Here is a 24479-nt window from a genome sequence, read left to right as displayed (position 1 = left end):
TTTTCCTGATACAACTGTATCCAAATGGCAAAAATTAATTGATTTACTGTGTAATACATTTAACCTACCTGCAACGCTTATCTCGGTATTAGATGGCGAAAGCATAGAGGTTTTTGCCACAAGTGAAGTGAAAGAGAATCCTTTTAAAGTAGGTGATCGTGAAAAATTATACGGCCTTTATTGCGAGGAAGTTGTTAAAGCAGGACAAAGACTTTTAGTGGCTAATGCATTAAATGATGAAAGCTGGAATAATAATCCGGATGTAAAACTCGGCATGATTGCCTATTTGGGCTTTCCTATATACCTTCCTAACAAAGAACCATTTGGGACAATTTGTATTTTAGACAACAAAGAAAATACCTTTTCGAAAGATATAGAAGAACTCCTTTTGCAGGTAAAGAATATTATTGAACTGGACATTGCAAGTTTCCAGACCTTTGAAAGTAAAAGCAAGCAATTGGAAGAGAATGCTCTGGAACAGATGCGAATCCATGAGCAAACAAAAGAGTCGTATAAGAAGGTTAGTCGCGAATTAAAAAAAGAACAAGACTTACTGACAGATCTCAACAACAACACTGAGAAATTAAATAGGAAACTTCAAGAAAGTGAAATTAAATACACCACTCTTTTTTCTAAACTGAATTCAGCTGTAGTTTTGTTTTCTCCGATTTGTAGTCCTGATGGAAAACTAGTTGATGCCACTTATCTTGATATGAACCCGATGAATGAGAAACTACTTGGGATGGATAAAGATATTCTGATTGGTAAAAATCTTATGTCATTTTTTCCCAAAACGGAACAAGCCTGGCTTGAAACTTTTGAACCAGTGATCAATGAAGGGGAAACAATAAACATTGAGCGTTACAACAAAAACTTTGATAGTCATTTTTCCGTAAATGCATTTCCAATGGGCAATGGTTCTTTTTGTGTCAACTATTTTGATATTTCAGATCAGGTACAATTAAGAGAGAAAATTGAAGAAAGTGAATTGCGCTACAAATCTTTTTACAATTCGATAGAAGCAGGTACTGTTATTTTCGAACCTATATGTAATGTCTTAGGCGAATTAGAAGATTTAAGATATGTTGATATGAATCCTATAAACGAAATCATAATAGATGCCAGGAGTGAAGATATTATTGGTAAAAGACATTCTGAATGTTTTCCTGATACACATGATGAATTTTTAGAACATTTTAAAGATGTTTTGACCTATAACAAAGGGAAACGATTCGAAAAATATTATCCATACTCATCAAAATATTATTCATCTAATATTTTCCCTATCGACAAAGGACTCATTGCCTTTACCTGTTACGATATTACTGAAAGTGTTCAAGCCAAACAAGAGTTAGAAGCAAGTGAAAAGAGACACAAAGCCATATTTGAAAACAGCAGTTCATCAATGGTGTTGATTGATCCTGAAACCGGAACGATTCTTGACGCAAATAAAGCCGTTCTGGCCTATACCGGCTATTCAAAGGAGGAGTTTTTAGACATGGATCTAGGGCAGATCAGTCAGTCAGGCGAAGAAGAATTAAAAAGACAGCTCAAACTAGCACTTGATAATGAGAAAAATTATTATGAATTAAAATATCGCCTTGCATCTGGAGAAATTAGAGATATAGAGGTTTATACCGGAAAGATTGAAGTGAAAGGGAAAGACGTTTTACATTCAGTTGTACATGACATCACCGATAAAAAAAACGCTTTTAAAGAAGTCTTAAAATTATCGAAAGCTGTTGAACAAAGTCCGGTATCCGTTGTTATTACAGATCTCAATGGCAAGATAGAATATTCAAACCCCAGAAACGGTGAACTGACGGGTTATACTGCTGACGAATTAATCAGTAAAAACCCACGAGTATTAAAATCGGGAAAATTATCGAAAGATATTTATACCGATTTATGGAACACCATTTTAGCTGGAGAAAAATGGGAAGGTGAATTTTATAATCGGAAAAAAGATGGCAGCTTTTATTGGGAGGTTGCCAGCATTGCTCCTATTACGAATGAAGAAGGTACTCCTATCAATTTTATCAAGATCGGTAAAGATATTACTAATCGAAAAATGATGGAGCTGGAACTCAGAAAATCCAAATTAGAAGCCGAGGAAAGTGATCTATTAAAAACAGCTTTTATTGCAAACTTAAGTCATGAAATTAGGACGCCACTAAATGGAATAATTGGATTTACAAATCTGATGATAAGTGAGGATACACCAGCTGAAATTAAAAGTGAATATGGAAATGTTATTCTAGAATCTGGGAATCAGCTCATGATGATTATAGATGATCTTGTAAAAATTGCTCAGATTGAAGCAGGACAATTAAGTATTAAACAGACTGAATTTGTAGTTAAAGATCTGTTTAATGAGATACTTCAATTTTACAAACCTGAAATCGCTGACAAGGGATTGGAAATTAAAATTTCAAGTACGTCTTGTGTTAACTGTCAAATTAAAAGTGACCATAAAAGAATCCGTCAGGTTATAGACAATTTGATTAAGAATGCCATTAAGTTTACAAAAAAAGGTGAAATAACACTTAGTGCCCAGTGCCACAAAACGCATGTGCTGTTCTCGATAAAAGACACTGGGATTGGGATTTCAAAGACGCACCAAAAGGTGATTTTTGATCGTTTTAGGCAAATAGAGAATCATAACACAAGACTTTATGGAGGTAATGGTTTGGGACTAGCTATATCAAAAGAAATTGTGGAATTATTGGGAGGTGAGCTATGGGTGGAATCTGAAGTAGGAAAAGGGTCCACATTTAATTTTACAATCCCCATATAAAGATGTACAATAACAAGTATGGCTTAGATCAAGATAATGAAGAAGCTCGATGTGAATAAACCATACAATAGCCAATTTTATCTTGTATATATTCCCCTTCAACAATTTTAATTTTCTTTTCCATTATTTTTCAGTCTATTTGTTAGAAGACAAATCTCAAAATCAAAAAAAACTTCATGACCTTTCATTCAGCCTTGCGCAATAGAATACAAAATGCATACACGGCCCAATGGATGAATTGTCCTGATCATTTCCCTGAGTCTAAAAGACAGTTCTCATATATCGAAAAGCGAATCTGGGAAATCAAGTTCAACCACTTTTTAAGAGTTATTAAAAAGGAATTTAAGTTTGAGAAGCCTAATAAAACGAAGATCCTGGATCGATCTAAGATCTTTTTTGAAGAAAATTTGGCTTATCCTCATGAGCAACTGACGATGATCTTCTCTACTGAGATGCTTAATGCCACAAAAGACTTTATTCGAAAAGCCTGGGAGTTTGACAAAGAACTGAGTCAGAATGAGATTTTCCAAGCCCTACGTAATGTGTGGGTCATGCTTGGTTTGCAATCCTTCTTTGGGAAGGAAATCAAAATTACACCTTCACTTTTGGCATATAGCCTACTCTATCCCTACACCGATAACCTAATTGATACGCCAACGATTAGTAAGGGTGAAAAGCTGGATTTCTGCGATCGCTTTGCGCTTCGATTAGATGGCAAATCTGTTGAGGCTAAGTCACAGATAGAAAGTCGAATTTTCGACTTGGTTACGATGATAGAAAGTGAGTTTGAACGAAAAACACATCCTGAACTATTTGAAGGTCTACTTGCTATTCATTATGCTCAAACTCAAAGCTTAAAACTGGTGAGTACCAAAGCAGAATTATCAGAAGATGAACGTTTCCAAATTTGTATAGAAAAGGGAGCCACCTCGGTTATTGCTGATGGCTTTTTGGTTATGGGGAATCTGAACGAAAAACAATACCATTTTCTCTACGAATATGGTGCTTACCTTCAAATTCTGGATGATTTACAAGATGCTCGAGATGATTACGAAGAAGGTATCATGACCTATTTCTCTGAAAATCTATCACAAACGAAGTTAGACCACTTGCTTTGTAAGACTTATTATATGGGAAAATCATTCTATCAGAATATAGAGAAATGGTATCCTAATGAACTTTCTTTTAAAGGCCTCATCCAGCGAAGTTTTGGGTTCCTCCTTTTGGCTTCTGTCTATCAGAATCAAGCCGATTTTAGTGAAGACTTTGTTCAAAACATTGAGAAACACGCCCCATTCCGCTTTTCATTTCTTCATAAGAAAAAAATGGAACTAGAACCTTTACGCCTAGTATTATTAGAAAAAGTAGACGCGTATAAAGCCAAGGAATTTGTATTTTAACTTCACCCAATAGTACGATTTATGAACCGCATTCATAGGTAGACCATTATTCTCAGCAATAAAAAAACACAACGACAAGGATACTTAAACTCTTCATAAAAAAGTTGTTATTCCATAAACTGAGACAGAGCAAATAATAAAAGCTACACTTTTCAGTACAGCTTTATCTATAATTACAATTCCTCATTATCATTTATTATATATTACAGCTTTTTAGTGCGATATAAGTAGTTATAGTCTCTTAGTAAGCATACAAAAAACAAGTCTGGTTTCATATGAGTTACAATCTCTAACTGTTCCATCACCCTTTTACGCGCACGTAAACCAAATTGAACTTTCTCTATTGGGTCATCAAGGCTTTCCAGCTGTGTTATAACTTTTCTTATTAAACGCAAATCCTTTTCCGTTAACCGACTAGCTTCTGGAAATCTCAACTCATAATCTTCCGGTATTTCCTGGAGTATCGTATTCTCCAATTGAATTTTCTTTCCAATACGAATAACACATGTTTCAGCAAGCAAATCACCCAAGCGTTGTCCTTTTCCACCTATTACAACTGTAAGTATAGCACAGATATAAGAGGTTAGTAACATATCAACCAAACGAAATAGCCATCGAACAAAATAATGACTAAATCTAGGAGCACCACCATCAATTCGGCTTACCTTAATTTTCATAATTCTTTTCCCTGGACTTTGTCCATCCATAAAGGTTTCAAATAGCAAGGAATAAAACATGGGAATAATGAGAAATACAAATAAAATTGGTGAGGGGCCTCCAGCAGAACCAACAATAAATGCCAATATTATATATAAAACACCCAAAAATAATCCATCTAGTAAGGATGCTGCAATTCTTTCTCCTACGCTGGCAACCTTATAACTTATCTGTACGTTTTGAGAAGTTTCTACTCTTATGTTTTCCATTCTAATAATATTTTTTACTTTTGCTAAGATAGTTATCATAAAGAAAAATCAAAGTAAATATTCTTCCAGATCATAAAATAAAAGAATAAAACTCTTGATTTCAAGACCTTATAATAACACATAAATAAATATCTTTTTTTTTTGACAATGGGAATGCTAATACAAATTAAGAAAGTATGAAGGAAGTCGTGTTTTTAGATAGCAATGCTAATCGATGGAAAACGTTTGAAGACATGTTAAGCAATCCAAAAAAAATGGAGAGTGATCATATAGCTGACCTGTACATTCAACTTACCGATGACCTATCATATGCCCAAACCTACTATCCTAATTCAGACACAACTATTTATCTGAATCAGCTTTCAGCTAGAGTTCATCAACAGATATACAAAAATAAGAAAATGAAAACCGGGCGTCTCAAAACGTTCTGGACAAGAGAATTGCCTTTAATCATGTACGATGCCAGGAAACAGTTGCTTTACGCTTTCTTAATCTTTGTTGTATCTATGCTTATAGGTGTTATTTCTGCTAAAAATGATTTGAATTTTGTTCGCATCATTATGGGAGATAATTACGTCAACATGACACTCGACAACATTAAGAAAGGAGATCCTTTAGCGGTTTACAAACAAAGTGGAGAAACAATGATGTTTCTTCAAATTACAATTAATAATGTAAAAGTCGCCTTTATCGCATTTCTCTTTGGCATATTTACAGCATTTGGAACCGGTTTTATGCTCTTTAAAAATGGGGTGATGTTAGGCAGTTTTCAATATTTTTTCGTTCAACACGATCTATTTTGGGAATCAACTCGTGTTATATGGATACATGGTGCTCTCGAAATTTCAGCAATCATTTTAGCAGGTTGTGCAGGTATGGTGATGGGCAACAGTTTAATTTTCACCAAAACCCTTCCTCGAAAAACATCACTTAATATCGGCGTAAAAAAAGGATTAAAAATAGTCGTTGGAACAGTCCCTCTATTTATAGTGGCTGGCTTTCTTGAAGGCTTTGTTACTCGACATACCGAAATGCCAATCACTATAAGTTGGATCATCATTCTACTCTCATTTACATTTATAATTTGGTATTTTATTATATACCCCTACCAATTAATAAAAGCAGACAAAAACCTGCTAACCACTGAAAACTAATTTTAACAATCTATTAAAACTTGATTTATGAACGAAAACTATCTTAATCTGCATGAGAAACGTGAATTTGGTGATGTCATAAGTGCTATCTTCATGTTTCTAAAGCAAAATCTTGGACGTATTTTTAAAATTTTAATCATCTATGTTGCACCTTTCGCTTTATTATATGGCATTAGCTCTTCTATAGGCAGCTATAAACTTCTTTCTTCGATAGGAAATGGGAATGCTCTTGATCCATTCGCAAATTTCAACTCTGCTATGTTATTAAGTTACTTCTTTATGTTCTTATCATATTCCATGGTTTATGGCGTGATTTTGGAATATATGAAGTTATACCAAGAAGAAGGACCTCAATTCGATTTAGCACGCGTGGGAACAGAATTAATGAAGGATATCCGTAAAATTTTATGGACCAGTTTTATTGTCGGTTTGCTAATAGTGGTAGGCTTTATGTTTTTCATAATACCTGGCATTTTCCTTGCTGTATGCTTTAGTTTGGTATTATCTATGCGTATTTTCGAAAACATATCCTTAGGCGATGCTTTAGGTCGTAGTTTTAAACTAATCAAGAACAATTGGTGGAGTACATTTCTTATTCTGTTTATCGTTGGTTTGATAACTGGTGTACTAGGAATGGTTTTTGGAATTCCTGTAGGAATTTACCAAACAATTTCTACTCTACATATGACACAAAACGGAGGCATGGAACTTAACCAGCCTTTGATGATATTGCTATATACAATAGCATCACTCGGAACAGTAATGCTTCAAACACTCCCTATAATGGGCATAGCATTCCAATACTTTAACCTAGTGGAAGAAAAAGAGAGTGCCAATCTTCTAAAAGAGCTTGAAACCATAGGTGGAAATGAATAACAACTTTCGATACATATTATTAGTATTCTGGTTCCTCTTAACTGCAGGAACTGGAATTACTTTTGCCCAGCAAAATCAAACTGCTGATACTCTGAGTTTCGATCATGGACAAGAACCAATCTGGAAGAAGGAAATTGGTCATGGGCTTATTGAAGAATATCGTCAGATGCCGGAATATATCTATGATTTGGATCCTATAGAACAAGAAACACCTTGGCAACGATTTAAAAGGTGGTTTTCTCAACTCCTTTCAAGCTTTGCTAAAACGCTTAGTTTTCTATGGTTTCTGCGTTATATTCTGATTGGAAGTTTATTTGTTTTCTTCATCGTTGTGCTTATGAGAGGTTCCCTAACGGGATTGTTTCGTCCAAAAAAAGCTGTATTACCAATGTCTTATAGTTTAAGCGAAGATCCAACTCAAACCAATTGGGAAAAAATGATTTTAGAAGCCATAGGGAATAAAGCATATCGACTAGCTACTCGATTTCATTTTTTGCAAATACTGAAACTACTTAGCGATTCAGGCTGGATCCATTGGAAACTGGAAAAAACCAACCGCGATTACCAATATGAAATAAAAGACCAAGATCTTAATAAACATTTCAAAGATCTAACTCGTCTTTACGAAGCTGTTTGGTATGGTAACTTCCCCATTTTAGAAGGTGATTTTATACAAATTCAAAATGATTTTACTGATATGAAAAAAGTCATGCAAAACAAGGATAAACCAGTTGCTTCGGCTTAAAATTAGAAATTTCACTTTCGCGTATAAAAAAGGAAACGAGCTAGTTAAATTGCAAAAAAAACGATCACCAAACCAAAAAGATATGAAGCTTCACTTCTCCAGAAATATGATTCCTGCATTGATACTGCTTATTCTTGTCGTATTACTGGAGCTATTTGGCCCTAAACCCATAGATTGGACACCTAATTTTAACAAAGACGACCAAAGGCCTTTTGGAGACAAAATTCTAGTTGAACTCATAGAAAAGGATTTATTTCCCCATCAAGAAATTGGAACTCGATCTGTACCCATCTATAATTATTCTGCAGAGGATAGTCTTAATGCGGGTAAAAACTACATCTATATTACAAGAAATCTGACTCTAGCCCCTTGGGATGGTAAAAGACTACTTCACATGGCCGAAATAGGTAATCAGATTTTTATAGCTGCCGACTTTATTGGAGATTACCTTGCTGATACTCTAAACCTGAAGATTGAGGATAACTTAAATTGGAAAAATATTGCAAAGCTTAAGGAGCAACAACAATATTTTGAGCGCTCAGAACTCAATAACAAACAAGCTTATTTATATAAAAAAGGACATGGGCGAAGCCGAATTGTAGGCTTTCAAAAAGAAAAAGTTGTCGTTTTAGGACGAGACAATGAAAACAACATTCAGTTTATTAAAATTCCTTTTGGAAAAGGGAATATATTTTACCACACTCAACCTCTAGCCTTTACGAACTATAATTTACTCTTAAATAAAAATGCAGAATTGGTTTATAAAGCTTTTAGCTATCTACCCCAACAAACAACAATTTGGGATGAATATTACAAGCCTCTGTTAGAACATGCTAACCAATCTCCTCTATCCTATATCCTTAGTAGCCCTCCCATAAAACTGGCCTACTATTTACTTATTATTAGCTTGATTCTTTTTATGTACTTTAATGGCAAACGTCAACAACGAAGTATTCCCATAATCAAGCCACTTCGAAACAGTAGTCTGGATTTTATTCATACCGTGGGGCGTCTCTATTATAATAGAAAAAATCATAAGGATATTGCACAAAAAAAGTTTCTGCACTTAAAGGATTATCTACGAAGCAAATATCATATCGAACTGCATGGTGAGAAAGACAAATACCTGCATCAACTCAGTTTGCGCTCAGGCATATCAGAACGAACATTGATTTTACTGTTTGAGCAAGCAGAATTGCTATTTAAAAAAGAACAAATTAACGACGAGGATCTCGAAAATTTCCACGCCAAAATAGAATACATTTACGAAAATTGTCAATAAGATTAAACCACATAACAAATGGAAAGTAAAACACTATTTCAAAATAGAATCGACCTTGAGGATCTAAACCAAAAAGTAAATCAGATAAAAAAGGAGATTGGAAAAGTAATCATAGGCCAGGAAAAAATGCTGGACCTTTTAATGGTCTGTCTTCTTTCCAAAGGGCATGTCCTGATTGAAGGTGTACCTGGAGTGGCAAAAACACTTAGTGCAAAATTAATGGCGAAATGTGTTTCTGCCGATTTCTCACGTCTTCAATTCACCCCCGACCTAATGCCTTCCGATGTTTTAGGAACCACGGTATTCAATATGGCCAAATCGGAATTTGAATTCAATAAAGGTCCTATTTTCTCAAATATTGTCCTAATTGATGAGATCAACCGTGCCCCTGCTAAAACACAGGCAGCTTTATTCGAAGTTATGCAGGAGAATCAGGTTAGCATGGATGGAACAACCTATATATTGGATGATCCATTCTGGGTTCTAGCAACTCAAAACCCTATCGATCAGGAAGGAACTTATCGTCTTCCTGAAGCTCAACTTGATCGATTTCTGATGAAAATCGAAGTGGGCTACCCAAGCCTTGATGAAGAGTTGGAGATTCTCAACACCAAACACGACAGAAGAGGGAAATGTGATATGGAAGAAGTCAGTTCTCTAATAAGTGTAGAGGAGATATGCAATTTTAGAGATCGCATACAGGCTTTGCATATTGATGAGAACCTTCGTAAATACATCGCAACAATTGTTCACAAAACAAGGAATCACCCAGCTCTGCTTTTAGGTGCATCACCTCGTGCTTCTCTTGCTGTAATGATTGCTTCAAAAGCATTTGCAGCCATACAGGGACGCGATTTTGTAACGCCTGAAGATATACTTGAAATGGCCATACCATGTCTGCATCACCGCTTAATTCTAACTCCTGAGAAAGAAATGGAAGGTGTCAGTTCTGCTCAAGTCATGTCTCAAATTATTGAAGGTATTGAAGTTCCTCGTTAATACTAAAGACCACTTTAGATTAGCCCATGGTCTAATTCACTATCATGGGTTTATCAACTTTTACACCCCTTTACATGATGGGAAATATAGTTTTAAAGCCAATTAATTCAAATTGAAAAGAGTTTCACCTCTATTCATTATAGCAAATAAAAAAAGCAGATGAATTTCATCAAATCGCTATATTTAACCGAACGGTTCTATATGAGTATGATCGGCATTGTCGTTCTAGCTCTCCTTGGGCATTTTATCCCACTACTTTTCCCATTTGCCAAAATCATTTTTCTCTTGTTTTTAGCATTAGTTGTTGTGGATAGTTTAATGCTATATCGTAGCAAAAAAGGACTATATGGGAAGAGAATTTGCCCTGAAAAACTATCAAATGGAGATGAAAACCCAATTGATATAAATATTGAGAACAACTACCCCTTTACTGTAAATATAAAGGTGATAGATGAAGTACCACTACAGTTTCAAATGAGGGATTTTGAATCAATTATCAGCTTGAGAGCAGGACATAGAAAAACCATTAGCTATAATCTTCGACCAGTAGAAAGAGGCGAATATCAATTTGGACATATCAATTTGTTTGCTGCAACACCATTGGGGTTAATACAACGCAGATATCAAGAAGGAGAAAAGAGTATTCTACCTGTTTACCCATCCTTTATGCAAATGCGACAGTATGAACTTTTAGCTATTTCGAATAGATTAAGTGAACTAGGAGTAAAAAAGGTCCGCCGAATTGGGCATCAAATGGAATTCGATCAGATACGTGAATACGTCAGAGGTGATGACTACCGAACCATCAACTGGAAAGCTACAGCTCGAAAAAGCCAGTTAATGGTGAATCAGTATCAGGATGAGAAATCACAACCCGTGTACTCAATTATAGACATGGGCCGATCGATGAAAATGCCTTTTAATGGTTTATCTCTATTAGATTACGCTATTAATGCCAGTTTGGTTATCTCAAACACAGCCAGTTTAAAACAGGACAAAACAGGATTGATAACCTTTAACAAGGAGATTGAAGCTATTGTGCCAGCAAACAGCCAGCGCACCCATATTCTAAAAATTATGGAGGTTCTCTACAATCAGAAAACGTCCTATTCGGAACCCAATTTCGAATTGTTACATGCTACCATTCGTCATCGTATACCGCAACGCAGTCTTTTAATTCTGTTCACCAATTTTGAAAGTTTAGAGTCGATGAAACGACAACTTCCATATCTCACAGCTTTATCACGTCATCATCTGCTTGTCGTAGTTTTCTTCTCTAATTCCGAGATTAAAGAAATGATCAAAAAACCAGCTAAGACACAGGAAGAAATTTATATCAAAACCATTGGTGAAAAATTCATTTACGACAAAAAACAAATTGTAAAAGAACTGGAAAGATATGGTATTCATTCGCTAATGAGCGATCCACAAAATGTCACAATCAATACCCTCAACAAATATCTGGAATTGAAAGCCAGAGGTCTTATTTAATAAATGGTGAAATATAAAAAACAAAGAAAGCTGTTCATTTAGGAACAGCTTTTCATATTTTATATGATCAAATTATTTAGTTTAGATGTGTTAACTAGCATTAAGAGTCTGAAAAAAAGGAAAGTTCCTAAGCCTCTTTAATTTATTTCCAATAGATACAAAAACACCAGTTAGTTATATTCATAATATCCTTTTATTGAAATCTCCATTGAAGAATGGTTGCTAAAAATATCAAGCCGTAAACAATAGGAATCAGATACATGATAGCTTTGTTTTCAATATTTAAAGTGCTATTGAGTTTCTTAATCGTAATACTACTCACAAATATGCCTAAACCAATTAATAAGATTAAAAGAACCGATATCATTAATTGAGGCTGTTGCCCCAATGTAAACATGCTAATTTGTCCCTTAAGAAATAGTTGCGTGTTTTGTAGGCCGTCTATATTCGAAAACACATGTTCAAAATATGGAATTCGAGATGTCATTTTCAACACAGCCTTACACAAATGAGCAGCAGCCATAATAGGGATAAATCCGGCAGCAAATGATTTTAAATACTGAAGAAATGAGATTTTCTCTTTGAATATTTTACTGATAAGGTAAGGAATAGTCCAAATGATAAAAGGGAAAACAACAAACAATACGACAGACTTTAAAAAGCCAGCGACAAAATGATTTGAAATAGCTAAGCTGTTGTTTAAAGCTTTTGGAGTAAACATTAAAATAGACTTAGTTACCGACCACTCACTTAATATTTCGTAAATCACAAAACCAGAAATAATCATGGTAAAAGCCAGTTCGGCCGCTGTCAATTCTAATTTCGAAAACAAACTTCCCTTAAGCTTTAGTTTTACAAAGCCTGGATTTGGACGCGTCGAAAAATTCTCAGAATTGTTTTTATCACAAACTTTACGGCAGCCTCCACACAAAATACATTCCGAGTTATCAGCAATGTTTTTCGGAAACAAATCAACACCACAACTCTTCTCATTAACTCTATACAAATCTATTTTACTAACACAGGATTTATCTTTACAGGATGCACAGCTATCGTTAGCTTTTACTCGCCATCCCAAAAATGAAAAACGAGAATACAAGCCTAAAAGAATCCCTATGGGGCAAACATATTTACAGAAAGTATTCTTCTTATAAATTAAGCCGATCAAAATAGAAAGCCCTACAATTACCGAAAGATAAATAGCCATATACATGGGACTACGGTGAATCGCAAAGCCATTGATTCCTACAAACAGAATTAGAATGTAAAATATAGTGATCATCCAGCCCGACTTTAACCATGCTGGTCTTTCTTTTTTTAATCCGATTAGTGATGCAAATGAAGTTATCATTTCTATAGGACAGATCATACACCAAATTCTACCGAAAAAGATAGAAGAGACTACCAAAAATGGCCACCAATACGACCATACAATCAGGTTAGCCAAATTGAAATTTCTGAGTTGCTTTAAAAAACCAGCTTCAGTCGCGTGAGCAGAAAAACCTATATATATCAATGAAAACAGAACAAAAAGAACCAAAGTCTTAATAAGTAAGCTAAAATATTTAAGAGAGATTAGTCGATTCAGAATCTTCATAAGGAGTGTTCTTTGTTATAAAAAAAAGAGGGATAGCTCCCTCTTTTTTATCTTTCATTATGCAAATATATCAATATAGTAATTGACTATTTCAAGTTTTGTTTACTTATGCATATCTTTTGCTGCACTTAAAGCTTTCTCTAAAGTTATGTTAGGAATATTATCAGGTAACTTTCTATTATGACATCCAAGACAAGCATACTCAAGAGCTAGTGAAGCAGGTCTTGTTTCATCATCACGAACCCATTTACCATCTTCAGTAAACATAGACTCATCCTTAACTGTAATTTTCATTAAGTGTGAACGAACATCACCTTCATATCCACTATCACCTGTTTTTGCACCAGATTTAGCAGCAAGTGGCATATGACAGTCAATACAGTTAGCTAAAGCACTATGATTAGTAGTTTCTGTTTGAGTGCTATGACAAGATGTACACGTTTTCTTAATACCATCACCATCCCAAATAACACGTTTATGAGGGTCGTGACAAGTCGTACAACTCATTCCACCATCGATATGCTTCGTTGTTGTAAGCTCATCCCACTGCTCATGGTGCTTAATAAATCCACCACTTGCATTAATAGGACTCTTGTAATCTCTGTTATGACATGTACCACATAGGAAGTTAACATCATTTCCAGCAGCGTCAGGCTTTTGAATAATACCGTCAACTTCTAATCCACCCATTGAGTTATCAAGATGAGCCATTTCATATACTTTATCAATATTTAATTTTGTTGGTCCTTCGATATGTACGCTACCTGGTCCGTGACATGACTCACAACCAATGCCGCTTTCAGTAAAAGTTCCTAAACCTTCAACACCAGCAAGCCATGTTCCCTCTTGTGTTCCACCAGTTGTGTGGCACTTAAAACAACTGTAGTTATATGTTTTTTTATCTCCAGGATGATAATTAGACCAGCCATGGTCTTCGCCACCATTAAAGTTAAATTGATTGTGCCCCATACCTGGGTTAAACTGACTGTCTTTAGTTCCAATAATTTCTCCGTCAACACCAACGAATCTAACTTTCCAGCCATACCCACCAACTACACCAGCAATATTATCCCAAGTTACATTACCATCAGTTAAATTAGTTAACCAGGCAGACTCAAAATTATCAGCTACATCAGGATAAACCGGACCTAGGCTACCAGGAGTAAGAGAAAATTTATAAGGGTGTCCGGAATCTTTCCAGTCTTCAAAATGGTCAGAGTGACATGTTTTACATGATTCAGATCCAACATAAGACATTTCACTAGGATCTGGAATAGGATTAACATCAATATCATCATCGTCGTTGCTACAACTTGAAAAGCCAAGTCCAAAGACAAACAGACAGGCGACCATATAGGATAAATAATTTCTTGATTTCATAACAGAAAGGTTTAGGTTTTTTGATGATATAAACTTAGTGCTTCTGTTATTTGTGTACAATCGCAAGTTTTACGTAATTTGGATACCATAAACTACGTAGTTTTCTACAAATCAATCATATTATGCTTGATTGCAAAGCGTACCAATGCAACTGCTGATTTAAGATTCAGCTTTTGCATTAAATTTCTTCTATGTGTTTCAACAGTTCTAAGACTTATACTTAATTCATCCGAAACCTGATGATTCGAAAGGTCATTGGCGAGTAGTTTAATGATTTCAATTTCTCTCTTAGTCAAATTCTGTTCTGGCTTTTCATTACCATTGTCTTTCACTGAATCATCAAGTATTTCATCAAGCATGAGAGCTGAGATTCTATTGCAAAGATGTTTTTTTCCCAGCGTTACAGTATTAATGGCATTTAGAAGTTCTTCTTTCTTCGAATTCTTCAATAAATAGCCATCAGCTCCAGCTTTCATTACTTGTAGAACATATTCCTTCGACTCATGTTGAGTGAGCATTAAAATTTTCGTATCCTGATATTCTTTTTTTATTGACTTGGTTGCTTCTATTCCATTAAGTTCTGGCATGGAAATATCCATTAAGACGATGTCAGGCTTAAGGCTCTGCACTTTCGCAATGGCTTCTACCCCATTATTTGCTTCACCCACTATCTTAATGTTCTTTTCTTTAGCTAGCATGGCCTTAATACCATCAATAATAATCTCATGATCATCAACCAATAAAATGGTCTGCATAGTAAATTAATTTAAGGGGATTTCAATTAATACTTCAGTTCCATTTCCTGTTTCTGAACTCAGAGAAAATAAGCCATCAAAAGCGGCAATTCGTTCCCTCATACTTATCAATCCAATGCCACGGTTAGCAGTCTCCTTTATTTTGGCCTCATAATCAAAACCGACACCATCATCAACAATTATTAGTGAAACAAAACCCTCATTCATAATCAACTGGATGTTCGTTTCATTTGCATGTGCATGCTTTAATATATTATTTGTGGTTTCCTGTACGATTCTATAGAGTACATTTTCTATTTTCTCATCAAGCCTGGTATTTATATTAAATTTTGTGAATTTAAAAAGGCCAGTATATTGCTTATTTAATTCATCAGTTAGATTTTCGATTGCAACCGCTAGTCCAAAATCTTTTAACAGAATTGGCACTAAATCATGTGCAATACTTTTCGACTCATTTATAGCCTCATCAATTTTGTCTTGAATCGTATTAATATGTTGATCCAATTCGCAATTTTTCTTTAAGTCAGGCGGAAAGTTATTATCGAGATAATAGGATATTCCTGTAAGAATTACTCCCAAACCATCATGTATATCACGCGCAATGCGTAATCGTTCTTTTTCCTGGGCTTCATTAATATCAATTAGATGTTTTTTTCGGATTCGTTCAATTTGGTTAGACATCTCCTTTTGCTGTCGAATATCTCGGGCAACATACACCACTCCGACCAATTCACCAGCTTTATTCTTTAATGTTGAGCAAGAAAAAAGCACAGGGATTTCATCCTTGTTTTTGTCCAAGTATATCCTCTCTTTATTGCAATCGCACTCTTTTTCACAAAGGGTGGCAACGCTAAAATCAATAAGCTTATTCTCTTTCCCAATTAAAATCTGGTTAATGTGTGTTCCAATTAGTTCGTCTTTAGTATAATGTAATAAGTTTTGGCTTGCAGTATTGCTTAAGTTTATAAGGCCGTTTGTATCAGTTACAAGAATAGATTCTGACATACTTTTCAGAATATTATTAAGATAATTTTTGGAGACAGTGGTTCTTTTTAAATCACCCACCATCAAATTAAACGAATCCCCAAGAATTTCAAGCTCATCATTTGTTTTCATATAGGTTCTAACAGATAGGTCGCCTCCGGATATTCTCTTGGTACTCTGCACAAGTTCCTTTAACGGACGTGTGATTCGTTTGATAAATTTTGATACAGACATATACCCTAAAACGGTAATGAGAAGTAAAAGAGTGATAATAGTTATGGAACAATGAATTGCAGCTGTGGCATTTATTTTAATATACTCATCAATTTCATGCTTGGTTTCTTTTAATAAGGATTCAATTTCTTTGTCTACCTGTACTAGCATCAAATTAATTTGTTCTACTAATTCCTGGTGGTTTGATGTGTTGACACCAATGATATGAGATTTGGTGATGATGTGTTCAAAACGATCAAGATAGACATCAAATCCTGAAAATAAGGCTTTGTTGTGAGAGCTTGACAATAGTTTATTGCAATAATTTAAGGTTTTTCTTGCAGAATCCAACTTGGCATGAAAGTCTTTCAAATCGGATTCTTTGTGAAACAACAGATAGTTGTAGGCCGGTGTAATGGTTTTATTGAAAGAATCACGAAGATCATGAACAGCATCAAGTTCAATATATTCAAAAACAATTTTTTCAGAGGTCGTATTTAGTACTCTAATACTTATTAAGCCAGCTATTCCAATCAGAATAATAGACAGAATAAGGAGAGTGAACTTTTGGGAGAGACGGCTACCAATTTTGTGCTTTGCTTGTTCCATCAATGACGTTTGTTAATTAATAGAAAACCGTAAACTGGGGACTGGTTTTCATTATGGATTAGATTTTATTCTGAAGCGAATAAATTGATTATTCCCTCCTAAGATAATAATCATTTGGACTTTTAGCTGATTTATAGAAAATTAAAAGCTAGCATCTTTTAGGCACATGAAATATTCATACTTGAAAATACGAATCCTTAGGGCCAAATAATGATTACTTGAGTAGAATATAATACCAGCACAGAAAAAAAAAAGACGAGTTTACAACTCATCCATTTTATTGAAAAGCATTTATTGCAACCATCCATTATTCTCCCTTTCGTGTCCTATACTTGAATCATAACCATGCCCCGGATAAATTAAAGTGCTATCTGGAAGAACCATTAATTTGGTTATAATGCTATTGAGCTCCATTTGCGTGTATTTTTCATCATCCTCATCGGTTCTTCCTGGAGTGCTGCCTATACCCTCTTTTTGTAAGGTGTCACCAGTGATCAAGATATTAGCAATATGCAAAGCAATACAGCCTTGGGTATGTCCAGGAATATAATAGACTTTTAAATTGGCAAACCCCTCTATACTTGGAATCGCTTTTTCATCGAAAAAAGAAATTGCCAGCTTGTTTCTATACATATTGGCATCCTTGGTATGAGCATATATCGCCACCTTATAAAGTTTCTGATAATGGGCATTACCACCCACATGATCGCCATGACCGTGTGTATTAAAAATGGCCCCTACCTTAAGATTATTTTCACTAATAAAGTCTTCTATTTGTTGATCAACTTTTCCAGGATCTACAATAAGAGCATCCTTTGTAACCATATTGTATAAGACGTAGCCGTTTTGCAAAAAACCATTGCCATGATCAATATCAACCATCTGAATTTGATATTGTGCACTAAGAGATGAACTAGTCATTAAAAATAAGGTGAGCAAAATTGCAGTAAAAATCTTCTTCATAGCTGTTTTTTCAGTTAAGATCAACCTAAACAATTCAGGCACCTAAATATAGGTGAGAATGTGAAACAACACAAATAAATTATCTTTTTGATAATTAAATCAAGACTTAATAGAAGAGTTGATAATTCAGTTTTTTTTAACATTCCTCCTATTTGTTATGCTAATTATTTACTATATTCACTGACCGACTTACAGTTACTTTAAACAATTTCAGCATACCATGAAAATACGTCCCCAGTCAGAACTTCTCAACACCGATTTATACAAAATTGCTGATACCGTTCGTACGGTATTTGAAAATACAGCCTCTGAATATGGACAGGAATACTTCAAGCAAATGGTCCTTCAACTGGCAAATTCACTCGGTGCAGATTATGCTTTCATTGGAGAACTTGACAAGGATAAAATAAACACAATCGATACCCTTGCATTTAGTGAAAAAGGAAAGATTATCGAGAATATTTCTTACCGACTTAAAAATACACCCTGCGAAAATGTTGTCGGTAAATCGCCCTGTTTTTACACCATCGATGTGGCAAAGCAATTCCCTCAAGATGAGTTTCTTAATAAAAAGAGGATTGAATCCTACTTGGGGATTCCTCTTTTCAACTCTAAAAACGAAGCTATTGGACTAATAGCCTGTCTATTTACACAAGCCGTTAAATCGCCCCAATTGGTTCAGGATGTTGTTCAGATTTTTTCTTCCAGAGTTTCCACAGAAATTGAACGTGTCCATTTGGAGTCTAAATTACGGAGGAGTGAGAATCGTTTTCGCCATATTGCTGAAAATACAGCAGCCTGGATTTGGGAAGTAGACCCACAGGGAAAATATATTTACACGAGTAAGAAAGTAAACGAGATTTTAGGCTATCATCCTTCCGAACTTATAGGGAAAAGATATTTTTACGAATCATACCCTGAATTATATCTTGAAGCTTATAAGAAGACTATTTATTCTTTATTCAACAAAAGAAAAGCCTTTACAGATTTTGAAAATCAAAAATTACATAAAAATGGCGAAACAGTTTGGTTCCGCACTTTTGGGGTGCCTATTATTAGCTCGGAAGGGGAACTATTGGGTTATAGGGGAACCTCCATCGATATCAGTGAACAAAAAAAACATGAGCAAGAGATTCAAAAACAGAATGAATTCTTAACAACAGTTTTAAACTCTCTGAGTTACCCTTTCCATGTGATTAATGTAAAAGACTATACAATCTCCCTTTCAAATTACGCGGAAGCAACATCACACAAGGCACAGAAGTTAACCTGTTACCAGCTTAGCCATAAGCGTGAAAAGCCATGTTGTGGCTCAGAGCATCCCTGCCCCTTGGAAATTGTAGTGGACACAAAAAAATCAAGCATAGTTAACCATATTCATACCAATCAGGATGGTGTAAAATACCCTTGTGAAGTCCATTGCCATCCCATATTCGATAAAGAAGGCAATGTTTCACAAGTGATTGAGTACAGTATTGACAGAACCGAAAGGGAACAGGCCAAGCGGACCATAACACAAAGGGTTAAAGAATTACAATGTATACACCAACTGACTCAAGCTTTAGAAAAACACAAAAACCATCCGGATGACAACTGCAACAACGTAGTCGATGTCATTCCCGGTGGCTTTCAACACCCCGAAATAACAGGCTGTTCCATTTTATTCTATGAGGCAGAATATAAAACAGATAACTACTGTTACAGTCCCTGGATGCTCGAGAGTCCCCTGTATAATGGCAAAAAATTGATTGGAAAAATTCAGGTCTGTTTCAATCAAGAATCACACAAGAATCCTTTCCTTAAGGAAGAAAAAGAAATGCTCAAAACAATTGGTCAACATCTATCCTCCTTTATCGAACAACAACACTATGAAAACCTGCAGAACGTTATTTACAAAATTTCTGAAGCTGCAAATACTACCGAAAACCTTCATGATTTAATCAGCATAATCCATCTGCAATTAAAATCTTTAATTGATACCAGTAATTTTTATATGGCCCTGTACCACGAACAGAACGATTACTTTACTGTGCCTTACACTGCAGACGAAAAAATCGACTTTCGATCCTTCCCTGCTGGAAAAAGCCTGACCAAATATGTGCTACAACAGCAATGCTCAAAATTGGTCACCAGCGATATTTTAAACAAGTTGGAAAGCAATGGTGAAGTTATTTCTATTGGGGTACGTTCTAAAGCCTGGCTTGGAGTTCCTCTGTTGATAAAAGGACAGGCAATTGGGGTAATATCAGTACAAAACTATTTCAACGAAAAGGCATACGACCTCAAAGATCTTGATATTCTGGAATTTGTTTCCAATCAAATTAGTATTTCTGTACAAAGAAAAAAGGTAGAAGATGATCTAAAAGAAGCACTCTTGAAAGCACAGGAGTCTGATCGACTAAAAACGGCTTTCCTTTCGGCTATGTCTCATGAGTTGCGAACTCCCTTAAATGCTATTATCGGATTTTCGGGATTAATAAATGAGGAACTAAAAAAAGAGGAGACAATTGAATTTGCACAACTTATCAATCAAAGTGGTAACGATTTGCTGGGTATTGTAAATAACATTCTATATATAACCCAATTGGAAGGTCAAAATACAAAAATTAACCAATCGAGATTTCAGGCACGTGTCTTATGCTTAAACTTATTAGAAAAAATTCGTATTGAACAAGATCAAGATAAACAAAAAAAAATAATTATAAATTTTAAGCCATCATTAACCGATCAAGACTTTAGTATCCTATCTGATCAGGATAAATTATTCAATATACTCTATAACCTGCTTAGTAATGCCCTAAAATTCACGACAGAGGGTGAAGTTGCATTGGGTTACCTAATAGAAAACAGAGAAAGCATGCCATATGTGAAATTTTTTGTGAAAGACTCAGGAATAGGCATTCCACAGGACAAGCAGAATATTATTTTTAATCTCTTCAGACAGGATGATGATTCTCAATCCAGAAAATTTGGAGGAACGGGTATCGGCTTATCATTAGCAAAAAAATACACCGAACTGCTTAATGGGCATATCGAAGTACAGTCAGAAGTAGATAAAGGCTCAGAGTTTACTGTCTGGATTCCATTAGAACCAAATCTTATACTTTCTAATTAATCACCACTTATCATGTTTCATTAAATATGAATTTGACAATATACTATCACTAATTTTAAAATTAGTGATAGTTAAACCCTAAGAACAGAAAAAACTTACTTTTAAAAATATCAAATAAAAACCAACATTCGGCTTCATATCCAACTCCTAGACTTTATTCCATTAAAAACATATCGCATTATAATTAAATACAAATATCCATTAGCTCCTGATGCAAGGCTGTTTCTTTTTTCTTAGTCAGATTAAAATTTTGCACATGTGACATATCATTAAGAAGTTGAAAACAAGTTATAATACCTTGTTTCATCAGAACCAGTTTCTCCTTTCGGGTAAGCTTGTGTAAAATAGTTATGGGGTATAACTTCAAATCTTCCACAAGAAACTTTAAGCCCTTATTTTGAGGATAATCCCAAGCTAAAAGCTGCAAATCGTTGTATTTGGCGTATTGTATTGAATCAGGTGTAAAACGTGTATTAGTCACCACCCAGCCCTTAAAAGACAAGTCTTGATATTCAGGCATTTTTTCTCGTTTGCGAATGATATCATTCACACGCGAACGAACATATAAAGGAACCTGCACACTCACCTGCTTACCCTGATCTTTATGATACTTACACTCAACTAAATTCTGAACACTTTCTTTATTGGCAATCACATCCATTTCGTGAGTTACAGAGTAACCATCAACCACCACACCAACTTCAATATTGTAGCCTTGCTTTTCGAACAACTGTCCAATAAACTGCTCAAATGGGTAACCCGTTGGTCCCAAAGCAAAAATGGCTTCTTTCAGCCTATAACGCATAGCTGAATGTGCTCTTTCACTCCTCAATATTTTAAAAGCACGCGAATAAATTTGTTTGGTGGTAACACCCGAGTAGATCCAAAGACTTATGTTGGTTACTATCTTTGAAATAGTGGAATGCTCTGCCCCTGCATTACGTAAGGAGTTTTGTAGTTTTTCTACGTCAAATGGTTCATCATCACCCGATGCCTTTTTAACAAGAATAAGTTTATTTTTTAACGATGTTGTTGCATCCATATGTATAGTACTACGACTGTTCAATTTCTCTTTTGGTATGAATTCCAATACAGAGTCTTTCTCTATTCAACCAAATTGATATAAATCTATACAATCTTCTGACAAATAAATACTGTCAAGTCTGCCAATTTTCATCTAAGGCATTTTATATTGACTAATCAGGGCAAGTAAAAGGTTTGATTTCGATGCAAGTTTATATTAGGTCAACCTGATTAATCATTAATCTCATCACTTTCGCAACCCCAATCCAATAAATTTTGATATTAAACAGATCAAAAATCAACTCATCCTTAATCACCCCTGTTTCAATTTTTCAAATCGCCATTCGCATAACTGTTTAAAGCGGTTCATTACATTCAATGTAACCCTATCGTGTATCGCTTCCCACATTCTATTGATCAGATTCCTGTTAGACCATTTTTCCTTGCCATAAAAGTTAAATCCTACCATCAGAAATAATTGAGACTGTTCCGTTTCTTCCAGATCTGGAATTGAAGATCTCAAATACATTGAAAAAACACCAATAGGATAACCTCCTCTGCTCTTATACAACAAATAACGTGCATTGTCAGTTCCTACGGGATCGGGAATCTTTTTTATACTTATCGCATTGAGACTGAACAAGGGGATGAAACTTCGTCCCAACAGACTCTTTTTAATCCATGAGGGAAATTTCATCCACCCAAATAAATAAATGGAAAGATTTTCCAGACTGTTGTTCCTGTTAACAACTTTAGCAATATGATTTGGCCAACAACTTGAATCACCATCCCATTTGAGTAATTCCTCAAAAATATATTTTGCAGGTGCATTTATGCCTATTTTATGAATATTCAGTATTTTAAAAGAGCTAACCTCTATGCCAAGCCGTTGTAAAATTCGATAAGTATAATTCTCCCTCTCCAAAATGGTATTGAAGTGAATTAAAGTAGGAATCTCTGGTTTATGTATAAGGAAATACCTAATATCAGTAAAAATATTTGTGCTTTTATTGGGAGGTCTCAGTACCATTGATTGTATTGCTTAGTTGATCAATTGAAAAAATAAAGCTTCCTTTTCAGTTTAAGTAACCATCTTAAGTTACAAAAGATACATTGGATCACCCCGATTTTTATGATGTATTCTATTTTATCTTTTTATTCCTGCAGGCCTTCTTATAATCAAAACTAGCCTCGATCAATTTTTATGACTTTTACTGTACATAAATCTCTATTTAGAAGAATGCTCAATAAGTAATACTTCATTAAAATATGAATGTAATTACAAACTTTCAAAGACCGAATAGGCCTATAAACCTATTCTTAATGTAAAGGACAGTTGTGGCCTCTCAATAAAGATGTTACGTTTTGGGAATACTAACTTTTGAGGTTCAAAACTGATGCTAGCAGCCATACGCGCATTTTTGGCTGAACTTATAAAAAAAGGAATACTAATTAAATCAGCAAGGACACCCCCCAATAAAATAAAACCAGAGGTGTCGGTTGAAGAATGTGAACCAGAATCGTAACTAGTATTGAAACTTAATGCTCCGAGAACAGCCATTATTGTTCCACCAGCAAGTAAAATCGAAGCCGTTTTATTTTGTTTTCTACTTTTTTGCAAATAATAGTCTTTGGTGAGTGTTGGATTTATTGTTTGACTAAATAAGCTCAAAGTAAAAAGTGAAATGGTCAGAAGTAAAAATATTTTTTTCATAATGCCAGATATAAATTAGAGAGAAAGGTTTAAAAGAGATAAACTTTTTCCATGAAGCTCAAAGAACATTGTTTATAATATATATGAATATGCATTTTTTGTTAATAACAATTTTCACTTCCAGCCAAAAATATCTAATCATTATTTACTACAAACTCATCTGTATAGTCAATCTAATTTACCATTCTTTCTCTATAATCTGAAATTTAGTTTTAGGTAAGACACATTGTAAAATGAAAACATTAGCTAAAAGTCGAATAACTTAACAATTGTTCTACTCTTTTATTACTAGTTCATATAGTGCCACTCAATTTTACATGTCACAATTTAATATTACGAACTAAAAGATGGCATTATTGGCATATTGTTGTAAATTGATAGATATAAGTAGCTTAACAGGCAAATAATTCCATAAATAAATTTAGCATTTGGGGATGATTTTTTGAAGAAAGACGT

Annotated in this window: 18 protein-coding genes; 9 read left to right on the top strand and 9 right to left on the bottom strand. The window is 34.7% G+C overall.

What is annotated here, in order from left to right; all coding sequences use genetic code 11:
* Together ABY905_RS01525 and ABY905_RS01520 are read left to right on the top strand one after the other, a co-directional pair.
* A partial coding sequence (locus tag ABY905_RS01525; protein WP_372639711.1) for a PAS domain S-box protein occupies nucleotides 1–2797 on the top strand: 2797 nt, incomplete at its 5' end.
* Nucleotides 2798–2973: 176 nt separating this feature from the next.
* Nucleotides 2974–4197: a class 1 isoprenoid biosynthesis enzyme gene (locus tag ABY905_RS01520; protein WP_372639709.1), complete on the top strand. Its 1224-nt coding sequence runs from the start codon at nucleotides 2974–2976 to the stop codon at nucleotides 4195–4197.
* A gap of 203 nt (nucleotides 4198–4400) precedes the next feature.
* On the opposite strand, the gene ABY905_RS01515 is transcribed toward ABY905_RS01520, so the two are convergent.
* Nucleotides 4401–5123 carry an RDD family protein gene (locus ABY905_RS01515; protein WP_372639707.1) on the bottom strand — a complete coding sequence of 241 codons (723 nt, stop codon included), beginning with the start codon at nucleotides 5121–5123 and terminating at the stop codon, nucleotides 4401–4403.
* Nucleotides 5124–5299: 176 nt separating this feature from the next.
* Between ABY905_RS01515 and ABY905_RS01510 the strand changes: the two genes are divergently transcribed.
* The 6 genes from ABY905_RS01510 to ABY905_RS01485 all read left to right on the top strand — a co-directional run bounded on the left by ABY905_RS01510 (nucleotide 5300) and on the right by ABY905_RS01485 (nucleotide 11670).
* Nucleotides 5300–6277 carry a stage II sporulation protein M gene (locus ABY905_RS01510; RefSeq protein ID WP_372639705.1) on the top strand — a complete coding sequence of 326 codons (978 nt, stop codon included), beginning with the start codon at nucleotides 5300–5302 and terminating at the stop codon, nucleotides 6275–6277.
* A 27-nt stretch (nucleotides 6278–6304) separates the two neighbouring features.
* A complete protein-coding gene (locus ABY905_RS01505) occupies nucleotides 6305–7153 on the top strand; it encodes a hypothetical protein (RefSeq protein WP_372639702.1) in 849 nt (282 codons plus the stop codon).
* Entirely contained in the window at nucleotides 7146–7898 is a 753-nt protein-coding gene (locus ABY905_RS01500; protein ID WP_372639700.1) for a DUF4129 domain-containing protein, read from the top strand. The genes ABY905_RS01505 and ABY905_RS01500 overlap by 8 nt, the downstream gene beginning before the upstream one ends.
* An 82-nt stretch (nucleotides 7899–7980) precedes the next feature.
* Nucleotides 7981–9180, top strand: coding sequence for a DUF4350 domain-containing protein (locus tag ABY905_RS01495; protein WP_372639698.1), 1200 nt, complete (start codon nucleotides 7981–7983; stop codon nucleotides 9178–9180).
* Between the two features lie 18 nt (nucleotides 9181–9198).
* Nucleotides 9199–10179 (top strand): AAA family ATPase, encoded by a 981-nt coding sequence (locus ABY905_RS01490; RefSeq protein WP_372639696.1) that lies wholly within the window; start codon nucleotides 9199–9201, stop codon nucleotides 10177–10179.
* A gap of 159 nt (nucleotides 10180–10338) precedes the next feature.
* Nucleotides 10339–11670 (top strand): DUF58 domain-containing protein, encoded by a 1332-nt coding sequence (locus tag ABY905_RS01485; protein ID WP_372639694.1) that lies wholly within the window; start codon nucleotides 10339–10341, stop codon nucleotides 11668–11670.
* A 193-nt stretch (nucleotides 11671–11863) separates the two neighbouring features.
* Here the strand turns inward: ABY905_RS01485 and ABY905_RS01480 are convergent, their stop codons facing one another.
* From ABY905_RS01480 to ABY905_RS01460, 5 genes are all read right to left on the bottom strand, one after another.
* Entirely contained in the window at nucleotides 11864–13267 is a 1404-nt protein-coding gene (locus tag ABY905_RS01480) for a 4Fe-4S binding protein (protein ID WP_372639692.1), read from the bottom strand.
* Nucleotides 13268–13369: 102 nt separating this feature from the next.
* Nucleotides 13370–14647, bottom strand: a complete 1278-nt coding sequence (locus ABY905_RS01475; protein ID WP_372639690.1) for a multiheme c-type cytochrome — start codon at nucleotides 14645–14647, stop codon at nucleotides 13370–13372.
* Between the two features lie 104 nt (nucleotides 14648–14751).
* Nucleotides 14752–15402, bottom strand: a complete 651-nt coding sequence (locus tag ABY905_RS01470) for a response regulator (protein WP_372639688.1) — start codon at nucleotides 15400–15402, stop codon at nucleotides 14752–14754.
* 6 nt (nucleotides 15403–15408) lie between these two features.
* Nucleotides 15409–17208 carry a HAMP domain-containing protein gene (locus tag ABY905_RS01465; RefSeq protein ID WP_372639686.1) on the bottom strand — a complete coding sequence of 600 codons (1800 nt, stop codon included), beginning with the start codon at nucleotides 17206–17208 and terminating at the stop codon, nucleotides 15409–15411.
* Between the two features lie 291 nt (nucleotides 17209–17499).
* Nucleotides 17500–18171, bottom strand: coding sequence for an MBL fold metallo-hydrolase (locus ABY905_RS01460; protein WP_372639684.1), 672 nt, complete (start codon nucleotides 18169–18171; stop codon nucleotides 17500–17502).
* A gap of 220 nt (nucleotides 18172–18391) precedes the next feature.
* Between ABY905_RS01460 and ABY905_RS01455 the strand changes: the two genes are divergently transcribed.
* On the top strand, nucleotides 18392–21286 hold the full coding sequence (locus ABY905_RS01455) for a PAS domain S-box protein (protein WP_372639682.1): 2895 nt from the start codon (nucleotides 18392–18394) through the stop codon (nucleotides 21284–21286).
* A gap of 184 nt (nucleotides 21287–21470) precedes the next feature.
* Here the strand turns inward: ABY905_RS01455 and ABY905_RS01450 are convergent, their stop codons facing one another.
* The 3 genes from ABY905_RS01450 to ABY905_RS01440 form a co-directional block, all read right to left on the bottom strand.
* Nucleotides 21471–22328, bottom strand: a complete 858-nt coding sequence (locus ABY905_RS01450) for a restriction endonuclease (protein ID WP_372639680.1) — start codon at nucleotides 22326–22328, stop codon at nucleotides 21471–21473.
* A gap of 294 nt (nucleotides 22329–22622) precedes the next feature.
* Entirely contained in the window at nucleotides 22623–23339 is a 717-nt protein-coding gene (locus ABY905_RS01445; protein WP_372639678.1) for a hypothetical protein, read from the bottom strand.
* A 276-nt stretch (nucleotides 23340–23615) separates the two neighbouring features.
* Nucleotides 23616–24023 carry a hypothetical protein gene (locus tag ABY905_RS01440; RefSeq protein ID WP_372639676.1) on the bottom strand — a complete coding sequence of 136 codons (408 nt, stop codon included), beginning with the start codon at nucleotides 24021–24023 and terminating at the stop codon, nucleotides 23616–23618.
* Nucleotides 24024–24479 lie beyond the last annotated feature (456 nt).

Source organism: Ancylomarina sp., from assembly GCF_041555295.1.
Classification (GTDB): domain Bacteria; phylum Bacteroidota; class Bacteroidia; order Bacteroidales; family Marinifilaceae; genus Ancylomarina.
The sequence above is the reverse complement of the archived record's forward strand: the minus strand, read 5'-3'. Positions and strand labels throughout refer to the sequence as shown.

Bases quoted from the DNA above. Each gene is read 5' to 3' on its own strand.
- ABY905_RS01520 (WP_372639709.1), top strand. From the start codon at position 2,974: ATGACCTTTCATTCAGCCTTGCGCAATAGAATACAAAATGCATACACG.
- ABY905_RS01515 (WP_372639707.1), bottom strand. From the start codon at position 5,123: ATGGAAAACATAAGAGTAGAAACTTCTCAAAACGTACAGATAAGTTAT.
- ABY905_RS01510 (WP_372639705.1), top strand. From the start codon at position 5,300: ATGAAGGAAGTCGTGTTTTTAGATAGCAATGCTAATCGATGGAAAACG.
- ABY905_RS01505 (WP_372639702.1), top strand. From the start codon at position 6,305: ATGAACGAAAACTATCTTAATCTGCATGAGAAACGTGAATTTGGTGAT.
- ABY905_RS01500 (WP_372639700.1), top strand. From the start codon at position 7,146: ATGAATAACAACTTTCGATACATATTATTAGTATTCTGGTTCCTCTTA.
- ABY905_RS01495 (WP_372639698.1), top strand. From the start codon at position 7,981: ATGAAGCTTCACTTCTCCAGAAATATGATTCCTGCATTGATACTGCTT.
- ABY905_RS01490 (WP_372639696.1), top strand. From the start codon at position 9,199: ATGGAAAGTAAAACACTATTTCAAAATAGAATCGACCTTGAGGATCTA.
- ABY905_RS01485 (WP_372639694.1), top strand. From the start codon at position 10,339: ATGAATTTCATCAAATCGCTATATTTAACCGAACGGTTCTATATGAGT.
- ABY905_RS01480 (WP_372639692.1), bottom strand. From the start codon at position 13,267: ATGAAGATTCTGAATCGACTAATCTCTCTTAAATATTTTAGCTTACTT.
- ABY905_RS01475 (WP_372639690.1), bottom strand. From the start codon at position 14,647: ATGAAATCAAGAAATTATTTATCCTATATGGTCGCCTGTCTGTTTGTC.
- ABY905_RS01470 (WP_372639688.1), bottom strand. From the start codon at position 15,402: ATGCAGACCATTTTATTGGTTGATGATCATGAGATTATTATTGATGGT.
- ABY905_RS01465 (WP_372639686.1), bottom strand. From the start codon at position 17,208: ATGGAACAAGCAAAGCACAAAATTGGTAGCCGTCTCTCCCAAAAGTTC.
- ABY905_RS01460 (WP_372639684.1), bottom strand. From the start codon at position 18,171: ATGAAGAAGATTTTTACTGCAATTTTGCTCACCTTATTTTTAATGACT.
- ABY905_RS01455 (WP_372639682.1), top strand. From the start codon at position 18,392: ATGAAAATACGTCCCCAGTCAGAACTTCTCAACACCGATTTATACAAA.
- ABY905_RS01450 (WP_372639680.1), bottom strand. From the start codon at position 22,328: ATGGATGCAACAACATCGTTAAAAAATAAACTTATTCTTGTTAAAAAG.
- ABY905_RS01445 (WP_372639678.1), bottom strand. From the start codon at position 23,339: ATGGTACTGAGACCTCCCAATAAAAGCACAAATATTTTTACTGATATT.
- ABY905_RS01440 (WP_372639676.1), bottom strand. From the start codon at position 24,023: ATGAAAAAAATATTTTTACTTCTGACCATTTCACTTTTTACTTTGAGC.